18 protein-coding genes and 1 pseudogene are annotated in these 19,090 nt (G+C 70.8%); 9 read left to right on the plus strand and 10 right to left on the minus strand.

What is annotated here, in order from left to right; translation table 11 throughout:
• Window positions 1-613, minus strand: a pseudogene (locus tag QZX79_RS01445) (radical SAM protein); the annotation flags it as partial.
• Window positions 614-718: 105 nt separating this feature from the next.
• On the opposite strand from QZX79_RS01445, the gene QZX79_RS01450 reads away from it, so the two are divergent.
• Both QZX79_RS01450 and QZX79_RS01455 read left to right on the plus strand, forming a co-directional pair.
• Window positions 719-883 carry a hypothetical protein gene (locus tag QZX79_RS01450; protein ID WP_294563646.1) on the plus strand — a complete coding sequence of 55 codons (165 nt, stop codon included), beginning with the start codon at window positions 719-721 and terminating at the stop codon, window positions 881-883.
• Complete coding sequence (locus tag QZX79_RS01455) at window positions 880-3,240, plus strand: DUF3488 and transglutaminase-like domain-containing protein (protein ID WP_294563648.1); 2,361 nt, start codon at window positions 880-882, stop codon at window positions 3,238-3,240. The genes QZX79_RS01450 and QZX79_RS01455 overlap by 4 nt, the downstream gene beginning before the upstream one ends.
• Window positions 3,241-3,264: 24 nt before the next feature.
• On the opposite strand, the gene QZX79_RS01460 is transcribed toward QZX79_RS01455, so the two are convergent.
• The 3 genes from QZX79_RS01460 to QZX79_RS01470 all read right to left on the minus strand — a co-directional run bounded on the left by QZX79_RS01460 (window position 3,265) and on the right by QZX79_RS01470 (window position 6,713).
• Window positions 3,265-4,746, minus strand: coding sequence for an NAD-dependent succinate-semialdehyde dehydrogenase (locus tag QZX79_RS01460; protein ID WP_294563650.1), 1,482 nt, complete (start codon window positions 4,744-4,746; stop codon window positions 3,265-3,267).
• Between the two features lie 183 nt (window positions 4,747-4,929).
• A complete protein-coding gene (gene rsmI, locus QZX79_RS01465) occupies window positions 4,930-5,751 on the minus strand; it encodes a 16S rRNA (cytidine(1402)-2'-O)-methyltransferase (RefSeq protein WP_294563675.1) in 822 nt (273 codons plus the stop codon).
• Window positions 5,752-5,936: 185 nt separating this feature from the next.
• Window positions 5,937-6,713: a glycosidase gene (locus tag QZX79_RS01470; RefSeq protein ID WP_294563677.1), complete on the minus strand. Its 777-nt coding sequence runs from the start codon at window positions 6,711-6,713 to the stop codon at window positions 5,937-5,939.
• A 168-nt stretch (window positions 6,714-6,881) separates the two neighbouring features.
• Between QZX79_RS01470 and QZX79_RS01475 the strand changes: the two genes are divergently transcribed.
• The 6 genes from QZX79_RS01475 (at window position 6,882) to QZX79_RS01500 (ending at window position 12,201) form a co-directional block, all read left to right on the plus strand.
• A complete protein-coding gene (locus QZX79_RS01475; RefSeq protein ID WP_294563652.1) occupies window positions 6,882-7,793 on the plus strand; it encodes a cation diffusion facilitator family transporter in 912 nt (303 codons plus the stop codon).
• A 43-nt stretch (window positions 7,794-7,836) separates the two neighbouring features.
• Window positions 7,837-9,465 carry a dolichyl-phosphate-mannose--protein mannosyltransferase gene (locus QZX79_RS01480; protein WP_294563654.1) on the plus strand — a complete coding sequence of 543 codons (1,629 nt, stop codon included), beginning with the start codon at window positions 7,837-7,839 and terminating at the stop codon, window positions 9,463-9,465.
• A 160-nt stretch (window positions 9,466-9,625) separates the two neighbouring features.
• On the plus strand, window positions 9,626-10,267 hold the full coding sequence (locus QZX79_RS01485) for a phosphoribosyltransferase (protein WP_294563680.1): 642 nt from the start codon (window positions 9,626-9,628) through the stop codon (window positions 10,265-10,267).
• Window positions 10,268-10,568: 301 nt separating this feature from the next.
• Complete coding sequence (locus QZX79_RS01490) at window positions 10,569-11,162, plus strand: sulfite oxidase-like oxidoreductase (protein WP_120166927.1); 594 nt, start codon at window positions 10,569-10,571, stop codon at window positions 11,160-11,162.
• The gene (locus QZX79_RS01495; protein ID WP_294563658.1) at window positions 11,159-11,890 is read left to right on the plus strand and encodes a ferredoxin reductase; all 732 of its coding nucleotides are present in this window, start codon (window positions 11,159-11,161) and stop codon (window positions 11,888-11,890) included. Before QZX79_RS01490 ends, QZX79_RS01495 begins: the two co-directional genes overlap by 4 nt.
• Complete coding sequence (locus QZX79_RS01500; protein WP_294563659.1) at window positions 11,887-12,201, plus strand: DUF6510 family protein; 315 nt, start codon at window positions 11,887-11,889, stop codon at window positions 12,199-12,201. The genes QZX79_RS01495 and QZX79_RS01500 overlap by 4 nt, the downstream gene beginning before the upstream one ends.
• Before the next feature lie 146 nt (window positions 12,202-12,347).
• Here QZX79_RS01500 and QZX79_RS01505 read toward each other — a convergent pair whose 3' ends face one another.
• The 4 genes from QZX79_RS01505 to QZX79_RS01520 all read right to left on the minus strand — a co-directional run bounded on the left by QZX79_RS01505 (window position 12,348) and on the right by QZX79_RS01520 (window position 15,995).
• Window positions 12,348-12,710: a VOC family protein gene (locus QZX79_RS01505; protein WP_294563661.1), complete on the minus strand. Its 363-nt coding sequence runs from the start codon at window positions 12,708-12,710 to the stop codon at window positions 12,348-12,350.
• 2 nt (window positions 12,711-12,712) lie between these two features.
• Complete coding sequence (locus QZX79_RS01510; protein WP_294563663.1) at window positions 12,713-13,129, minus strand: VOC family protein; 417 nt, start codon at window positions 13,127-13,129, stop codon at window positions 12,713-12,715.
• Between the two features lie 160 nt (window positions 13,130-13,289).
• Window positions 13,290-14,894 carry a TIGR01906 family membrane protein gene (locus tag QZX79_RS01515; RefSeq protein WP_294563665.1) on the minus strand — a complete coding sequence of 535 codons (1,605 nt, stop codon included), beginning with the start codon at window positions 14,892-14,894 and terminating at the stop codon, window positions 13,290-13,292.
• Between the two features lie 108 nt (window positions 14,895-15,002).
• Window positions 15,003-15,995, minus strand: coding sequence for a stage II sporulation protein M (locus tag QZX79_RS01520; protein WP_294563667.1), 993 nt, complete (start codon window positions 15,993-15,995; stop codon window positions 15,003-15,005).
• A gap of 74 nt (window positions 15,996-16,069) precedes the next feature.
• On the opposite strand from QZX79_RS01520, the gene QZX79_RS01525 reads away from it, so the two are divergent.
• Entirely contained in the window at window positions 16,070-16,873 is an 804-nt protein-coding gene (locus QZX79_RS01525) for an RDD family protein (RefSeq protein WP_294563668.1), read from the plus strand.
• A 27-nt stretch (window positions 16,874-16,900) separates the two neighbouring features.
• On the opposite strand, the gene QZX79_RS01530 is transcribed toward QZX79_RS01525, so the two are convergent.
• On the minus strand, window positions 16,901-18,175 hold the full coding sequence (locus QZX79_RS01530; protein WP_294563670.1) for an Ig-like domain-containing protein: 1,275 nt from the start codon (window positions 18,173-18,175) through the stop codon (window positions 16,901-16,903).
• Window positions 18,176-18,287: 112 nt separating this feature from the next.
• On the minus strand, window positions 18,288-19,090 hold an 803-nt coding region (locus QZX79_RS01535; RefSeq protein ID WP_294563673.1), incomplete at its 5' end, for an adenosylhomocysteinase.

Raw genomic sequence — 19,090 nt, forward strand, 5'->3', positions numbered from 1 at the left:
TCTGACTGAGCAGCGTCACCTCGAGCACGCCCTGCTCGGCCAGCACCTCGACCTCGCGCAGGACGTCGCCCGGCCGCCGGTCCTCCTCGCCGCCGCGCAGGCTCGGCACGATGCAGAACGTGCAGGTGTTGTCGCACCCGACGCTGATGCTGACCCAGGCGGTGGCCGCGCTGCTGCGGCGGGCCGGCAGCGCGCTCGGGAACACCTCGAGCGCCTCGAGCAGCTCGACCTGGCTGCGCTGCTCGACGCGCGAGCGCTCGAGCAGCACCGGCAGCGCACCGACGTTGTGGGTGCCGAAGACGACGTCGACCCACGGCGCCCGGGTCGTGATGACCGCGCGGTCCTTCTGCGCCAGGCAGCCGCCGACGGCGATCTGCATGCCGGGCGTGCGGTCCTTGACCGGCTTGAGGTGGCCGAGGTTGCCGTACAGCCGGTTGTCGGCGTTCTCGCGCACGGCGCAGGTGTTGAACACGACGACGTCCGCGGTCGCGCCGTCGGCCGCCGGGGCGTAGCCCGCCTCGTCGAGCAGGCCGGCGATCCGCTCGCTGTCGTGCACGTTCATCTGGCAGCCGTAGGTCACGACCTCGTACGTGCGGGGGGCGGTCGTCGTCATGGTGCCCACCATCGTATTGGCGAGGGGTGACTACGCCGGGACTAGACCTTTCGGACTAGTCCTGTCACAGTCCGTCCACCAACCGCCACCCCACGTGGAGTGCCCGTGCGCCGATCCCTCGCCCTGCTGTGCGTCACCGCCGCCATCGGCCGCGGCCTCGCCGCCGCCTCCCCGCGCGCCGACATGCCGGCCGTCTGGGCGGGCCTCGGCACCGCCGCGCCGGCCGCCCCGGCCGGCCCCCGCACCTCCACCCAGGAAGGTCTCCGGTGACAGCGACGCTCGAACGCCCCGTGGCCGACTCACGGCACGCCTCCGGCACTACCGCCGAGGGCCCCTCCCGTCCCGACTACGCGCACTGGGCCGTCAGCGCAGCGGCGGGCGCCGGCGTACTCGCCGCGTCCACCAGCCTCAACGGCGTCATCGAACCCTGGACCTGGTTCGGGCCGGTGTTCAACACCGTGCTACCCGTGATGATCGCCATGTCGCTGGCGCGGACCCTGCGGCTGCCCGGGCTGGTCACCCTCCTCGCGGGCCTGCTCACCCTGGGCGGCTGCCTGACCTCGCGGTTCGTCCCCGACCAAAGCATCCTCGGGGTGATTCCCGGGCCCGGAACCGGCGTCCAGCTGCAGATCCTGCTCAACCATGCCGAGGACACTGTCACCTCACAGGCGGCACCGGTCCTCCCCGGGGCGGGCATCTTCCTGGTGACCTGCGCCGCCATCGGGCTGATCGCCATCGCCGTCGACACCCTTGCCACCACCCTGCGGATGCCCGCCGTCAGCGGCATCGGGCTGCTGGCCCTCATGGTGGTTCCGGCAGTGGTGAAGCCGCTGGGCGTCGGGATGGTGCCGTTCCTCCTGACGGTGGCCGCCTACCTGCTGCTCCTGGGCTGCGCGCAGTGGCGTGAAGGCCTCCTGGCAGCCTCGGCGGAAACGGGTTCCACGGGGTACCTCGGGCGCGGCCTGGCGGTGGGCGCGGCGGCGGTCGCCGTCACGGTGCTCCTGCCCCTGGCTCTTCCCGGGTTCAACAGCGGGGCTTTCCCGCAGGGCGCCCGGCTGAACGTGTGGGGCAGCTCCTCCGGGCTCAATCCGGCGGTAACCCTCGGCAATGACCTGCGCAACCCGGCCGGCTTCGGTCGGGTCACCTATGCCACGAACTCCCCCGAACCGGTGTACCTAAGGGCAGTGACGCTTGAGGATTTCGCCGGGCAGCGGTGGGAACCCGACCAGCGCCGGGACGAACGCGAGCCCGGGCTCCAGGGCATGGGCTCCGAGTCGGTCCGTTCGGCCGGGGAGTTCGGCGCCACGGCGTTCACGAGGATCAACACCGACAGCTACACCAGCCCGTGGCTGCTGGCCCCCTACGCGCCGGTCAGCGTCGCGAGCCTCAACGGGCGCTGGACCTGGGACCCGAAGAACCTCAGCATCCTCTCCTACGACGGCGGCACCTCGGTGCGCCAGGAGTACGAGGTGGTCAGCACGCTGCCCGACCTCACCGAGGAGCGCCTGAGCGCAATCCGGCCGGCGCCGAAGGGCGCTGTGGCCCCGGTCTTCACGGACCTGCCGGAGGACACCCCCGACATCGTGCTCGAGACCACCGAAGAGGTCACCGAGCGGCTGCGGAATCCCTACGACCAGGCGATCGCCATCCAGAACTTCCTGAGGAGCCGGGACTTCACCTATTCGGTGGACGCCCCGGTCGAGGGCGGCTACGACGGAAGCAGCATGGGCGTGATGGCCCGGTTCCTGGAGACGCGCGCCGGCTACTGCGTCCACTACGCCGGCACGATGGCGGTGATGGCGCGGGCCGCGGGCATCCCCAGCCGGGTCGCCGTCGGGTACACCCCGGGCACCACCACCGGCGACCTGGAGGCCGGGCCCGACGGCATGGAACTGCGCGAGTTCGCCGTGGATTCCCGCAACGCCCACGCCTGGCCCGAGCTGTACTTCAACGGGGTCGGCTGGGTGCGGTTCGAGCCCACCCCCTCACGCGGCGTCGTGCCGGACTACGCGCAGACGATCACCTCGCCGTTCAATGTCCGCGTCGACGACTACGACAACCTCAACCCCGGCGCCGCGGACGTGCCGCAGGGTACGGCCGCCGACCCGGAGGAGACCTCCGCCGGCGCCGCCGATCCGGCCGCCGCCCAGTCCCGGGCCGCCGCGGCCGGGACCGCGGTGGCCGCGGGTCTCCTGCTTGCTCTCCTGCCCCTGCTGATCCGCTCGGCACGCACGGCGGCGCGGCGGCGCCGGGTGCTCGCCGGCGAAGGACCCGGTGCCGCGGCCGCCGCCTGGGCCCAGACAACGGAGATTGCCGGAGACTACGGACACCCGGCACTGCCGACCGACACCCCGCGCGCGTTCTCGCAGCGGCTGCGCGCCGAGGCCGGCCTGCACGGGCCCGCGGCGGACTCGCTGGAAAGGCTCCAGCGGGCCTTCGAGCGCGAGGAGTACGCCGGCCCCGCGGCGGCACCCTCCGCCGGGGCGGACCTTGCCCTCCTGTCCGCTCCGGCGGCCAGCTGGGACGACGTCACAGGGGTGACCGCTGCACTGCGGGAGCAGAGCAGCCTGCCGTCCCGGCTGCGGGCCCGCTTCCTTCCCCGGTCGCTGCTGCGCCAGACCCGGTAGCGGCCCCGGTCAGGAGGCCGTGGGTCAGGAGGCCGTGGGGTCGGCGATGCCGATGTACTGGGTGTAGAGGTACTCCTCGATCCCCTCGGAGCCGCCCTCCCGCCCGAGCCCTGACTGCTTGATCCCGCCGAACGGGGCCGCAGCATTGGAGATAACCCCGGCGTTCAGGCCAAGCATCCCCGTTTCGAGGCGTTCGCCCATGCGCAGGCCACGGTTGAGGTCGCGGGTGAAGACGTAGGCCACCAGCCCGTACTCGGTGTCGTTGGCCAGCTGCACCGCCTGGTCCTCGGTGGAGAAGGTGACGATGGGGGCCACCGGGCCGAAGATCTCCTCCTTCAGGATGCGGGAGGACCGGACCACGCCCTTCAGGACCGTGGGCTGGTAGAAGTAGCCGGGGCCCTCGACCGGCGCACCGCCGGTTACGGCCTCGGCGCCGTCGGCGAGCGCGTCCGTGACCAGGCTGTGGACCTTGTCCCGGCTCTTGCCGTCGATCAGCGGGCCGAGCTTCGATTCGTCCTCGGTGCCGCGGGCGGTGCGCATGCCGGCCATCCGCTCGGCCAGCCGGGTTGCGAACTCGTCGGCCACCGACTCGTGGACAAGGAAGCGGTTCGCGGCGGTGCACGCCTCGCCCATGTTGCGCAGCTTCGCCGCGAGCGCGCCGGTGACGGCGGCGTCGAGGTCGGCGTCCTCGAACACGAGGAAGGGCGCGTTGCCGCCGAGTTCCATCGAGGTGCGCAGGACGTTCTTCGACGCGGCCGCCAGCAGGCTGCGCCCTACCGGGGTGGAGCCCGTGAAGGAGAGCTTGCGCAGGCGCGGATCCTCGACCAGCGGACCGGTGACCCCCTGCGCGTCGGTGGTGTGGATGACGTTCAGCACGCCGGCCGGCAGCCCGGCCTCCTCCATCACCTGGGCAAACAGGGAGGAGGTCAGTGGCGTGAGGTTCGCGGGCTTGAGCACCATGGTGCAGCCGGCGGCGACCGCGGGGGCGATCTTGCGCGTGGCCATGGCCAGCGGGAAGTTCCAGGGCGTGATCAAGAGGCACGGGCCCACCGGCTTCTTGGTGACGAGCAGCCGGGACTTCCCGTCCGGAGCCATGGAGTACCGCCCGGAGGCCCGGACCGCCTCCTCGGAGAACCAGCGGAGGAACTCGGCGCCGTAGGTGACCTCCCCGCGGGCCTCGGCCAGGGGCTTGCCCATCTCGAGCGTCATCAGCAGCGCGAAGTCGTCGGCGCGCGCCGTCACGAGTTCGAAGGCCCGGCGGAGAATTTCGCCGCGCTCGCGCGGGGCCGTCCGGGCCCAGTCCTCCTGCGCGGCGACGGCGGCGTCCAGCGCGGCCGCGCCGTCGGCCGGGGTGGCGTCAGCGATCGAGATCAGGGTCTTGCCCGTCGCGGGGTCCTCGATGTTGAAGGAGGCGCCGGTTGAGGAATCGCGCCACTCCCCCCCGATCAGCAGTCCGGTGGGAACCCGGGCCAGCAGGTCCTGTTCGCGCTCGACGGTGACAGTCATAATGAACTCCTCGACGGTAAGGGGCGGTGGAAGCGGCACTGGAGCTGCGGCGGACGCGGCCCGGATTCCCGCTCACGCTAGCGCCGGGCGACCGGGCCTGTCCAGACTCCGTTGCACCACGGCACACCCGGGGTGTTGTTCAGGTGCACAACCCTCCGATCCGAGGGGTGCGCCCAGCCGGAGTTACCGGGAGGCGATGACGGCGGCGTAGAGCTCGCGCTTGCTGACCCGGGCGTCCTCGGCGACGGCGGCCACTGCCTCCTTGAGGCGGAGTCCGTTCCCCACCAGTTCGTGCACCGCCGCCACATGGTCCTCCGGGCGGGAGGGCGCCGCGGCGGGGGCTCCGCCGACGACGACGGCGATCTCGCCGCGGACCTCGCCGTCCTGCGCCCATTCGAGGAGCTCAAGCAGGGACCCGCGGAGGACCTGCTCGTGCACCTTCGTCAGCTCGCGGGCCACCGCCGCCGGCCGGTCACCGCCGAAGGCCGCGCGCAGGGAACGCAGCATCGCCTCGAGGCGGTGCGGCGCCTCGAAGAAGACCATGGTGCGGCGCTCGGCGGCCAGTTCGGCGAGCCGGGTGGACCGCTCGCCGGCCTTGCGCGGAAGGAAACCCTCGAAGCAGAACCGGTCGGTGGGAAGCCCGGAGAGCGCCAGGGCCGTGAGCACGGCCGAGGGCCCCGGCGCGGCGGTGACCGCGATCCCTTCGGCCACTGCGGCCTCCACCAGGCGGTAGCCGGGGTCGGAGACCGAGGGCATGCCGGCGTCGGTGACCATCAGGAGGGTCGCTCCGGAACGCACCTCCTCGAGCAGTTCGGCGGTGCGGGTGGCCTCGTTGTGCTCGTGGTAGCTCACGATCTTCCCGGCTACGGTGACATCGAGTGACTGCACCAGCCGGTGGAGCCTGCGGGTGTCTTCGGCGGCAACCACGTCGGCACTGCCCAGCAGCCCGACGAGCCGTTCGGTCGCATCCCCCATATTGCCGATTGGGGTTCCGGCCAGCACCACCCGGCCGCGGGTTCCGCCGTCGCCGGCGGTTCCCCGGTAGGCGGTGAAGGCCGGCCGGGCGGTGTCCGCCCCCGATCCTGCGGCGTCGTCGGGGACGGGTGCCGGGGCATTTCCTGCGGGTTCATTCACTACTCAAGGGTAGCCCCTGCGCTGCGGCCCGGCCCCGCCGCCGGGGGAGGTGGAGCTCAGGTGGTGCTGACGTCCTTCGTGGCGTGGTCGTAGCGGAAGGTGACCTGCCCGCCGGGGTGGTGCAGCTCGTGGTCCGAACCGTCCCGGACGCCGAAGGCCCCGTAGTTCTCCACCCAGGAGCGGTCGATGGCCACCTTGTAGGAGTAGGCGCCGGCCGGCAGGTCGGTGGTGATCTTCCAGACCGACTCGTCCTGGTCGAAGACCATCTGCACCTCATCGAAGTGCGGGGCCCAGTCTTCGGCCGCCCCGAGGTGGGAGCCGAAGTTGCCTGCAATCGCCACAGCCGCCGGCTGGCCGGGATGCTGTTCCGCCGCGGAGGCGGGTCCGCTGCCTTCGGCCTCCGCGGCCGGGGCGCCGGCGTCGGCCTCCTCCGCTGCGCCGTCCGCGGTGCCCGCCGTTCCGGAGGCCGCCGGAAGCGGGGTGTCCGCGGGCACCGGCGTGCCGGCGGCGAGGGCTGAGGCGAAGGATTCCTCGTCGGGGAAGGCAACGGTCGCCCGGAGTCCCTCCTCGGTGATGGTCCAGCCGCTGCGGCCCTTGACCATCCAGCCCGCCTTGACGAGCTTCGCCGACGCCGTCGTCAGGGTCTTGAATCCCCGTGGGACCCCGCCGCTGAGCAGCTCGCTTTCACGCTCGTTCAGGGGCACGCGGGCGATGGCCTCGGCCAGCACGGCGGAGCCGGGGCCGCCGGCGGCCCCCTGCGCCCGGTCGGCAAGGACATCGAGTACGGCCTTCAGCCTCTGGGTGGTGCCGTCCTGCGCCTTCGTCTTCACAATCGCCCTCCATGGGTTCGTCTTTACACCCGGCAACGCGGAGCCGGTGCCGCATTCCGTCAATGTCAACGCTAAGTGACGTCCGCGTCATCGGTCCAATAGCTAAGCAGACGGCTGACTTACCCCGTAGCGGGTTCCTCTGCCGCGCGCGGGGCACGGTACCCTTGGCGCATGGGGAACCACCACCACGGACACGACTCCACGCACCGCGGGCCGCTGGCCGCCGCGCTGGCAATTACGGTGGCCGTCTTTCTTCTCCAGGTCGTTGGCGCCGCCCTGACGGGCAGCCTGGCCCTGCTCTTCGACTCGGCCCACGTCTTCACCGACGCCGCCGGACTCTCCCTCGCGCTGGCGGCGGCCACCCTGGCCCTGCGGCCGGCCACCGCACGGCGCACCTGGGGCTTCCGCCGGGCGGAGGTTGTCGCCGCCATGGCCCAGGCGGGACTGCTCCTCGCCGTCGGGCTCTACGTGCTTATCGAGGGCGTGCGCCGGCTCATCGAGCCGACCCCCGTCGCCGGGCCCGAACTGATCGTCTTCGGTGCCATCGGCCTGGCCGGCAACATTGCGGCGCTGGCGGTGCTGGCACGCCACCGCTCAGCGAACTTCAACCTCCGCGCCGCCTTCCTCGAGGTGCTCAACGACGCGCTGGGGTCGGTGGCCGTGATTATCGCCGCCGTCATCATCACCCTGACCGGGTGGGTGCGCGCCGATGCGCTGGTGGCCCTGCTGATCGGGGCGCTGATCGTTCCCCGCACTCTCCGCCTGCTGCGCCAGACGGTCAGTGTCCTGCTCGAATCGACGCCCGCGGGCATCGACCCGGACGCGGTGCGCGCCCATATTTCCAACCTGGCCTTCGTCACCGACGTCCACGACCTCCACATCACGCAGATCGCCACGGGCCTGCCCGTCCTGACCGCCCACGTGGTGGTGGAGGACGAGTGCTACACCAGCGGCAACGCGCACAAGGTCCTCGACCAGCTGCAGGTGTGCGTCGGGCAGCACTTCGATCTCAGCATCGAACACAGCACCTTCCAGATTGAACCCGCGAGCCACCGCCTCCACGAAGAGGGCCTCGCCCACTAGGAGAGCCCCCGGCGGAAGCGATGCGCCCCGGTAGCATGGCAGGGTGAGCCACGCCGCCGTCCTGGAGACCGGGAAGTCCCTGCCGGGATCGCACCGGTGGGTGGCCTCCCCGCGGGCGGCCTTCACCGAACAGGCGCTGCGGGCCCGGCTCCTCGGTGCGCCGGCGCCGGGCGGTGTGCTGGCCTGGCTGCTGCCGGTGGCCCTGGCCGTCCTGGGCGGGGTGCTGCGCTTCGTCCGCCTCGGCGATCCGAACAGCCTCGTCTTCGACGAGACCTACTACGCCAAGGACGCCTACTCGCTGCTGCTTTCCGGCTATGAACGGGAGTGGCCCGAGGACGCCAACGATTCCTTCAATGCCGGGGATCCGTCCGTCATCCTTCCGACCGCCGACTACGTGGTGCACCCGCCGCTGGGCAAGTGGATGATCGCCGGAGGCCTGCTGCTCTTCGGCCCCGGCAACCCGTTCGGGTGGCGTTTCTCGGCGGCGCTGGTCGGTACCCTCTCGATCCTCCTGCTGGCCTTCGTCGCCTGGCGCCTCCTTGGCTCTCCGGTCCTGGGGGCGGTGGCCGGGCTGCTCCTCGCCGTCGACGGCCACCATCTGGTGCACTCGCGCACATCACTCCTTGACATCTTCCTGATGTTCTGGCTGCTGCTGGCGTTCGCCGCGCTGCTGCTGGACCGGGAGCAGGGCCGGAGGCGCCTGGCGCGCCGGCTGGCGGCCGTGGCCGGCGGCATGGGTGGCCCGCCATCCCCCGCCCACCTGCGGTTCGGCCCGTGGCTCGGCCTCCGCCCCTGGCGCATCGCGGCCGGGATCTGCCTCGGTCTGGCCCTCGGGACGAAGTGGTCGGCCCTTCCCTATCTCGCCGCGTTCGGGCTCCTCACCGTGGCGTGGGACCTGGGTGCCCGGCGCGTCGCCGGGATCCGGCGGTGGGCCAGCGGGGCCGTGCTGAAAGACGGCCTGCAGGCGTTCGTCTCGATCGTGCCGCTGGCCGCGCTGACCTACCTCGCCACCTGGTCCGGGTGGTTCGCCTCCCGGGACGCCTACGACCGCCAGTGGGCCGCAGCCAACCCTTCCGCGCAGTGGGACTGGGTGCCCCCTGCCCTGAGATCCCTGGCCGAATACCACCGCAGCGCCTACTCCTTCCACCAGGGCCTGGCCTCGGACCACCCGTATGAGGCCCATGCGGGACTGTGGCTGATCCTCGGCCGCCCCACCTCGTTCTTCTACGAGAAGCCGACCGGCTGCGGCGCAGAGGCGTGTTCGCAGGCGGTCACGGTGCTGGGCAATCCGCTGATCTGGTGGAGTTCGGCCCTCGCCCTGCTCATCCTGCTGGCGGTCTGGATCCGCAGCAGGGACTGGCGGGCCGCGGCGGTCCTCACCGGCGCCGCCGCCGGCTACCTGCCGTGGTTCCTCTACCCCGAGCGCACCATGTTCTACTTCTACGCCGTCGCCTTCGAACCCTTCCTCATCCTCGCCCTGGTCTACTGCCTGGGCCTGGTGCTGGGCGGGCCGTCGGATTCCCTGCGGCGCCGGCGCGTGGGCGTCCTGCTCGTTGGCGCGTTCCTTGCGGCCGCGGTCCTCGTCTCCGCCTACTTCCTGCCGATCTGGACCGCCGACGTGATTCCCTACGAGCAGTGGCGGCAGCGCATGTGGTTCCCGCGCTGGATCTGAGCCTGCACTCCAGGGGCGGCGCGCACCGGCGGATACTGTAAGGGCCGGGCACAGGAACACGGCCGGGCACAGGAACACGGCCGGGCACAGGAACACGGCCGGGCACAGGAACACGGCCGGGCACAGCAACAGGGCACGGGGATGAGGGGCGGGGGTGGGAATGCTCTTTCGGGACCGGATCGAGGCGGGACGGCAGCTCGCCGGGCGGCTGGCCGATCTTTCGGGCCCGGTGGTGGTCCTCGGCCTGCCCCGCGGCGGGGTACCCGTGGCGGCGGAGGTCGCGGCGGCCCTGCGGGCGCCGCTGGATGTGGTGGTGGTGCGCAAGCTCGGAGTGCCCTCCCAGCCCGAACTGGCAATGGGGGCGATCGGCGAGGACGGCATCCGCGTCCTTGAGGAACGCGTGATTCAGCGCGCCCGCGTGAGCGACGAGGAGCTGCGGGCCGTCGAGGAACGGGAACGATCCGTCCTCCAGGCACGCACGGCACTGCTGCGGCGGGGACGCGCACGCATCGACCTCACCGGCCGCACCGCGGTGGTGGTCGACGACGGCGTCGCCACCGGCGCCACCGCCCGGGTGGCCTGCAGGGTGGTGCGCGGCCTCAATGCCGCCCGGGTCGTCCTTGCGGCACCGGTCGCGCCGTTCGATGCCGCCGCCCGCATCCCCGAGGCCGACGCCCACGTATTCCTCGCAGCCCCCCACCGCTTCCGGTCCGTCGGCGAGCACTACGGCGACTTCTCCCCCGTGGAGGAAGCAGAGGTCATCTCCCTGCTCGACGCCGCGGCAGCCGGCCGGCCGGACTGAGGCCTCCGAAAGCGTCCCATTGCGACAAACCGGCCCGCTTTTCCGGCCCCGCCCGTCGCTTCCGGGTGCACCCGTCGCTTTCGCGTGCACGCGCCGTCCCCGGCCCGGCCGCCGCCGCCGAATGCGCCACGCCGGCCGGCGGGCGCTGACACGAAAGGGACTTGTTCTTTCCATTGCCCCGGCGAAGTGATAGAACGAGCCACGAGGCGCAACCCCTACCGCTCGGCGAAGCGTTCAGGGCTCCCGAGGGGAAGGCCTGTCCGTTCCGACGGCAGGACTCCGCATCCGATTGGAGGAACACATGGGCATCATCTCATCAGGTTTTCGGGGGCGCAGGAACAAGGACCAGCCCGGTCTGCCGCCCGGGCAGTACCTGACCGAAAGCTTTCCGGTCCTCTCGGCCGGTCCGACGCCGAGGATCGACACCGCCGAGTGGGAGTTCCAGCTCACCACCGAGGCCGGGCAGGTGCACTCCTGGTCCTGGGACGACTTCCAGAACCTGCCGCAGGAGGAATTCACCGTCGACATCCACTGCGTGACCAGCTGGTCGAAGTTCGGCACGCGCTGGAAGGGAGTGTCCCTCGACACCTTCTTCCAGGACGTTGACACCTCCCACCCCTACACGATGTTCTCCAGCTACGGCGGCTACACCACGAACCTGCCGATGGAGGACATCCTCAACGGCAAGGCGTGGATCGTCCACCAGTTCGACGGCGAGGATCTCCAGCCCGCCCACGGCGGCCCCGCCCGCCTGCTCGTCCCCCACCTCTACTTCTGGAAGAGCGCCAAGTGGGTCCGGGGACTGAGGATGATGGAGCGCAACGACCCGGGCTTCTGGGAGACCAACGGCTACAACCTCCACGGCGATCCCTGGCTCGAGGAACGGTACTGGTGAGCCGCACCTGGAGGACCGCCGACGTCGTCGAGGCGCGGTTCGAGACGGCCTCCGCGCGGACCATCGCCCTCCAGTTCCCCGATCCGGTCGACAGCATCGGCGGCCAGCACGTCGATATCCGGCTGACGGCCCCCGACGGGTACACCGCCGTGCGGTCGTACTCGGTGGCCGGGACCCTGCCGCCGACCGGCCTTGAAATCACTGTTGAGGAGCTGGAGGACGGCGAGGTGTCCCCTTACCTCGTCCGGGACCTGACAGTGGGCGACCAGGTCGAGATGCGGGGGCCCGTCGGCGGCTGGTTCGTGTGGCAGCCCTCGGACACCTCCCCGGTGCAGCTCATCGGCGGAGGCTCCGGGGTGGTGCCCCTGATGGCCATGGTGCGCTCCCACCGCGCTGCAGGCAGTACCGTGCCGATGCAGCTCCTCTATTCGGTCCGCAGCCCCTCGAGCGTCATCTACCGCGGGGAACTCGAAAAACTCGAGGCCTCCTCGCCGCCCCTGCCGGTGGAGTATGTCTACACCCGGGAGGCGCCGGCCGGGGAGCCCGTGGGGCGGCTCTCCCCCGCCACTCTGATGCCCCGGATCCTGCCGCCGGCGGCCGACCCGGCCGTGTTCATCTGCGGTGCCACGGGCTTCGTGGAAGCGGTTGCGGCCTGGCTCGTGGAGGCCGGGTACCCGGAAGGCCGCATCAAGACCGAACGCTACGGTGGAACAGGAGACGGATCATGAGCCTTGGACTTGACGATGGGTTGGCCGGCGGCACGGGAGCGGAGGCCGGCGGGCAGGACTACCTCGATGGAAACGCCCTCGCGGGACCGCTCTCCGAATTCTCTTCAGGGGATCTCACCGTGGCCGAGGGCCGGTGCGAGAACTGCGGGATGACGGGCGTGCTGGCGACGACCCGCGTCTATGCCCACGCCCCGGGGATGACCGCCCGGTGCCGGGGGTGCGGATCGGTGCTGCTGCGGCTGACCGAGGCGGGGGGACGGACGGTCCTCGACCTGCGTGGGTTGAGCTACCTGAGCATCCAGCGGGACTGATCGGCGGCGACCCGGCCGGCGGACCGCTGGGGAGACCGGGCCGGAGCGCCCAACGTTTCAACGGCCGGCGCCGCGGCCCGGCATGGCATGCCGCCCCGCGGGCCCGCCGCCCGCTCCTGCGGCCGGGCGGCGGGTCCGTGCCGGGTCTATTCTCCGCCGGGTCCGGACAGGACGCAGAACTCGTTCCCCTCCGGATCGGCAAGCACCGTCCAGGACGCGTCCGCCGGCTGGCCGACGTCGATCCGGCGCGCGCCCAGCCCGAGGAGGCGCTCCACCTCCGCGGCCGGGGAGCCGTCGGCCCGCAGGTCGAGGTGGAGGCGGTTCTTGCCGGTCTTCGGTTCGGGCACCGCAACGATGTCGATACCCGGCTCCCGGCCGTCCGCGGCGGCGATGCTGATGATGCCCTCGTCCTCCCCGGTCACCTGCCAGCCGAGAGCCGCCGTCCAGAAGGCGGCGACGGCACGCGGATCGGCGGCGTCAATAGCAATGACGGCGATGCGGCTTGCCATCCTCAGGATTCCGGCGCGCCGATATTGACCAGCCAGCTGACCCCGAACCTGTCGCTGCACATGCCGAAGCTGTCGCCCCAGGGCGCCCGTTCGAGCGGCAGCGTCACTGTGCCGCCGTCGCTGAGCTTGTCCCAGTACCCGCGCAGTTCCGCCTCGTCGGTGCCGCTCAGCGAGACCGAGTAGTTGGTGCCCACGGTGTAGTCCATGCTGTTCGGAGTGTCGGCCCCCATCAGCACCAATCCGTTCTCGGTCTCAAGCATTCCGTGCATGATCTTGTCCTGCTCCGCAGGATCCTCGCTGGCCTGGAAGTCGCCGAAGGTGCTCAGGGTGAGCTCACCGCCGAATACCGAATGGTAGAACTCCATCGCTTCCCTCGCCGTATCGCGGAACCCAAGATATGGGTTAAGGCGTGTGGTCATCGCGTTTCCTCCTCAAGGTCGGTGCTGCTTGGCGGTCCGGATCGGTATCCTGCTCCGTGGTACAGCACCGATTATGGGCCCCGGAACGGCGGTGCGGTAGGTCGGGAGGAGATTTCCGAGGTTCACCTGCCGAGCGGCGGGACCCGGCGGACGCCGGTGGCTAGGAGCCGGACAGCGCCGCGCGGTGCCGGGCCTGAAGCTCGTCCTGGGCGGCCTGCGACCTTTCCCGGCGCCGCCGGGTGGGCCAGGTGAGCACCAGGGTCAGCAGCGTCGCCGCAAGCACCAGGAAGCCCACGGTGGCGGCCGCGTCGGTCCAGAACTGCTCGGGGAAGAGCCGGATCAGGGTGTCGTCCACTCGGAAGGTCCAGGTGCCGTCGGCGAAGAACACCGCGTGGACCGAGGTGAAGAAGACCTCCCAGGCCAGCACCGCCGACACGGCAAGGACCACGATGAGGACCAGGGTCAGCACGGCACCGGAGAACAGCGCCCTGCGGACTCCGCCCTTGTACCGGCGGGCAAGGTACGCACAGGCCACAACTGCGATCACCAGCAGCACGAACGCGGCCGCGAAGGACAGCTGGAGTACGGCTTTCACGTCGGCCATGTGGCTTACCTCGCTGTCGAGGAACAGCTGCTGTCCGCCGGGGTTGACCAGCCCGCCCAGGTAGCGGGCAGGGGCGAAGTTGAGGACGTAGTCGAGCGCGTATGACCCGTAGGTCATGCGGTCCTGGGTGGAAAACCCGAACTCGTCGGCAGGAAAGCCCGGGCGGTGGTATTCGGCCCAGAGGAAGAAGGAGGAAGTGACGGCCCGGACCGCGCCGGCCAGCACCACGATCGGGAAGATTGCGGCGACCACCACCTGCAGGAACCGTGCGAGGGCCGGCTTGGCTGCCACGGCGTGTTCCCGTTCAAGGGCGCGCCGCCGGACCTCCTGCTCGGACGGGCGCAGCAGCAGCGCCCCGGTGTCGGAATCCGGTTCGTTCTCCGGCTCCCGGCGCACGTGCGTCCCGCCGCGCGGGGTTTGTACCCCTTCCGCCTCCCCGGCGGAGGCGCCGACGGCGGTGGCGCCGGCGGCCGCGGCGGTGTCCTCGGCGCCGATCCCGCCCGACGTCGATTCCTGCCGCGGGGCATCGCTGACCGGCAGCGCGGCGGTGGCTGGTTGCGACTCCGTCGCTGGGTGAGAGTCCGTCGCTGGGTGAGAGTCCGTCGCTGGTTCAGGGTCGGTGGCTGGCTCGGAGTCCGTGGCTGGCTCGGAGTCCGTGGCCCGCTCGGAGTCCGTGGCCCGCTCGGAGTCGGTGGGCTCAGACCCCTCGGGGCCGGACCCCGGCGACTGCGGCTCCTGTTCCCCCACGGCGGGCGCTGCCGGGACCGACCCGGCCGGGGCCGGGTCGGCGGCAGTCGGTTCAGCCACAGGGTCACCGGCCGGTGCCGGGTCGGCGGCAGTCCGTTCGGCCACAGGGTCACCGACTGGTGCCGGGTCGGCGGCAGTCCGTTCGGCCACGGGGTTCCCGGTCGGCACCGGATCTACGGCGGTTGCACCGCGTGGAGCGGATTCCGTCGGCGCCTGGGCCGCGGCCGACGCCGACGCCGCAGCGCCGTGCCACTCGCTGTCGGAGGCCCCGGCGGGGACATACCTGGACACATCGGGCATGGTGCTTGCCCTCCGCATGGGCAGCGAATTGCGCTGGGCGATGGGAGCCGGGGCGGACTCCGGGGCACGCCCCTGGTGGTCCTGCCCGGTGCCGGTTCCGTCGGTCTCAGCCACTGCGATGTCTCCTTGTTTTGCCTTACTTCGCCGCGTTGCGGCTTTCCCCTTCGAGACTACCGGGCCGCACCCCTGTGCACCCGGAAGTGGAGCCCCGCACGGCGTTCCTTACGCCGTGCGCGCCGCCCCTCCCCGGTCAAGGGCGGCGAGGTCTCCGGTGGCCCCGGCCCGGACGGCGCGCCGGCCGAGGATGAGGGTGTAGGCCCAGTACGCGGCCAGGACGAGGAGACCGATGCCCAGGCGCGCCCAGTGCGGCAGCCCGCTGGGGGTGACGAAGCCTTCGACGAGGCCCGAGATGAACAGGACGAGGACAAGTCCGAGGGCCACGGTGATCAGGGACCGTCCCTCCTCGGACAGCGCTGCGGCCCGGGTCCGCCGTCCCGGCGACACCCAGGCCCAGAAGATCCTCAGCCCCGCGGCCGTGGCGATGAAGATGGCCGTCACCTCCATGAACCCGTGGGGAAGGATGTAGAGGAAGAACACGTCGAGCTTGTCAAAGGCGGCCATCATCCCGCCGGCGAGACCGATGCCCTGCGCGTTCTGGTACAGGATGAACGGCGGCCAGATTCCGGTGACCCCGAACGCGACCGCCTGGAGGGCGATCCAGGCGTTGTTGGTCCACACCAGACCGGCGAAGGACGCCGCCGGGTTCTCCGAGTAGTAGTCGATGAAGTCCTCCTCGACGTACTGGCGCAGGTCTTCGTCCGTTCCGAGGGCCGCGATCACGCCCGGAGTGTTCACCACCCACGCCCCGTACGCCCAGGCGACGGCGGTGAACAGCACCCCCACGACGACGGTGAGCCAGCGCACCCGGTAGAACGCGGCGGGGAGCGAAACGACGAAGAACAGCGCGATGTCTTCGAGGAAGTGGGAGCGGGCGCCGCTGAAGCGGGTCCGCGCCCGCGACAGGCGCATGGACAGGGCGCCCGACAGTTCCCCCTCGGGGGCGATGGAACGGATCATCGACAGGTGGGTCGACACGCGCTGGTACAGGACCAGCAGTTCGTCCGCCTCCGCGCCGGTGAGGCTGCGGCGCCGGACCAGCTCATCGAGCCGCTCCCAGTCGGGGCGGTGCACTGCACTGAAGGCGTCGACGTCCATGCTGCCCACCATATAGCGCACGGTGGAGGATAGGGTGGAGCCCGGACAGCCGGTGATGCGAAGGGGGAACGTCAGTGGATTCAGTGGTGACCGGCGAGGCCGTGGTCCTCGAACTGCGCTCGGCCGGCTTCGCGGCCCGCGCCCTCAGTTCGATCATCGACACCGTCGCCCAGATCGTGGTGTTCCTCGCCATTATCTTCCTGGTCGGGAGCACCCTCGACGGGATCCTGGACCCGGCGCTGACCCGGGCCCTGACGCTGGTGCTGGTCCTCCTGGTGTTCCTGATCCTGCCGGTCACCATCGAAACCCTCACCCGCGGCAAGTCCCTGGGCCGGGTGATGCTCGGGCTGCGGATCGTGCGCGACGACGGCGGCGCCATCCGGTTCCGGCATGCGTTCATCCGCGGCATGCTCGCTGTGTTCGAGATCTACATGCTGGTCGGCTCGCTCGCCTTCGTCGTGGCGCTGTTCAATGAGCGCTCGAAGCGGCTTGGAGACCTGCTGGCCGGGACGTACGCGCTGCGCGAGCGGGTGGTCGTGAAGCCGCGTGCGGTGCCCGAGGTGCCGCACCACCTCCAGGCCTGGGCGGCGACCGCTGATATCGGGCGGCTTCCCGATCCGCTGGCCCGCAGGGTCTCCCAGTTCCTGGCGCAGGCACCCCGCCTCACCCCGCAGTCCCGGGGGGCCCTCGCCGTCGAGCTGGCCCAGGAGGTCGGCACCGCCGTCGCGCCGGCCCCGCCGCGGGGCACCCACCCCGAGGACTTCCTGGCCGCGGTGGCCGCCACCCGCCGCGGGCGGGACTATTCCCGCCTGCTCCGCCAGAAGGAGGCCGTCGGCTCGACGGCCGAACGGCTGCACCGGCTTCCCTTCAGCCGGTAGCCGGCCGGCCCGCGGGGCGGACCGGTGCTACTGCCGGGTCCCGTTCACATAGTCCTCCCAGGACAGGTTCCAATCACCGAAACCGTCGTGGACGTACATCGGGCCGTAGTTCGTGTTGAGGATCCGCACCACGTCCCCGGGGCCGAAGTTGTCGTAGAAGTACTTCGCCCCTTCCGGGGACATGCCGACGCAGCCGTGGGAGACATTGATCGAGCCGAGGGCCACCTGAGCGGCGGGCAGCGCCTCGTGGACGAAGGCGCCGCCGTTGCTCAGCCGGCTGGCGTGCTTGACCACCGTGGGCGGGTAGTAGGCTTCGTCGCCGGGCTTGAGCCCGATGGACTCCGCCGTGAATTTCGTCGACTCGTACTTCTCCATCACCACGTGGTAGCCCACGGTGGAGGGCCATTCCGGGGTGCCAAGGGTGACCGGGAAGGTGCGCTGCAGCTTCCCGCCGATGTAGACGTTCATGGTCTTGGTCTTGTCATCGACGACCGCGAGGCGCGTGTCGTGGGTCTTCACGGTGAACGTCCGGTCGAAGTTTCCGATCATGGCGTTGCCGAAGTCGACACCGAAGAGTTTCATGTCCACGGTGATGGTGCTGTTGGGTGCCCAGAACTCCTGGGGCCGGTAGCGCACCTTGGTGTCGCTGAGCCAGTAGAACGCGCCGGGCTGCCCGCTGGTGCTCGTGACCTTGATGGCCTTCTCGACCGCGTCCTTGTTCGCCACGGGCTCGCTGAAGTTGATCTCCAGCGGCTGGCCGGTGCCCACGGTGGTTCCGTCGAGCGGGTACAGGGCGGCGTCGGCCTCGTTGGCCGGTTCGACGGTGGTGAAGGTCTGCTCGCGCGTCGTCGTGCCGCCGGAGGCGTCGCTCACCGTGTAGGTGAACGCGTACTGGGTGTTGAACGCCAGCCGCTCCCCCGCGGTCCACTTCGTGCCGTCCGCCGAGAGGGTTCCGCCGACCGGGGCGCCGCCGGTGACCGGCTGCAGGGTGACGTCGGAGATCCTGCCGTTGCCTGCGCTGACCTCGGCCACGGTCACTGGATTGACGGCGGCTGCGCCGTCGGCCGGAACCGCCTTCACCGTGACGTCCCGCGCCGGGGGCGCGGTGGTGGGCGCGGTGGGGGTGGAGCTCGGGCCGGCAGGCGCGGACGGGCCCTGCCCGGCCTCGCTGGGGGAACCGTCCCAGGGCGAGGCGACCGCCAGTCCGATCCCCCCGCCGACGACGAGGAGGCCGGCGACGGCGATCGCCACGACCTTCCCTGCGCGCCGGCCCGATCCGCCCTGCCCAGCTGACTGCGTCATACGCCCAACCCGTTCCTTGAAGAATGCTGCCGAAGTGCGATTTTACGTGCCGGGACCCGCCGCGCCGTGCAGGAACGGTTACGAACCGCCAACGATCGGCGTGGCGGCAGCCTCAGTACCGGTACTGGTCGGTCTTGTAGGGGCCGGCAGCGTCGAGGTCGAGGTATTCGGCCTGCGTCTTCGTCAGTTCCGTCAGCTCGACACCCAGGGCGTCGAGGTGGAGCCGGGCGACCTTCTCATCGAGGATCTTCGGCAGCACGTAGACCTGCTTGTCGTAGACCGGTGAGCCCTCGGTGTCGGAAAGCTCCCACTTGGTGAACAGTTCGATCTGCGCGATGGTCTGGTTGGCGAAGGAGTTGCTCATGACGAAGGACGGGTGGCCCGTGGCGTTGCCGAGGTTCAGCAGCCGCCCTTCGGAGAGCATAATGATCGAGTGCGCCCCGGTGCCTGCGGCGGCGTCCTCCGGGAAGACCCACTCGTGGACCTGGGGCTTGATCTCGATCCGGGTGATCCCGGGAATCTTCGCGAGGCCCGCGATGTCGATCTCGTTGTCGAAGTGGCCGATGTTCCCGACGATGGCCTGGTGCTTCATGCCCGCCATGTGGGAGGCCATGATGACGTCCTTGTTGCCGGTGGTGGTGATGAAGATGTCACCCTGGGCCAGCACGGATTCCAGCTTGGCCACCTGATAGCCGTCCATGGCGGCCTGCAGCGCGCAGATCGGGTCGATCTCGGTGACGATCACGCGCGCACCCTGGCCGCGCAGGGCCTCGGCTGCGCCCTTGCCGACGTCGCCGTAGCCGCACACGACGGCGACCTTGCCGCCGATGAGCACGTCGGTGGCGCGGTTGAGGCCGTCGGGCAGTGAATGCCGGATGCCGTACTTGTTATCGAACTTCGACTTGGTCACCGAGT

The sequence above is a fragment of the uncultured Arthrobacter sp. genome, assembly GCF_902805515.1.
Lineage (GTDB): Bacteria > Actinomycetota > Actinomycetes > Actinomycetales > Micrococcaceae > Arthrobacter_D.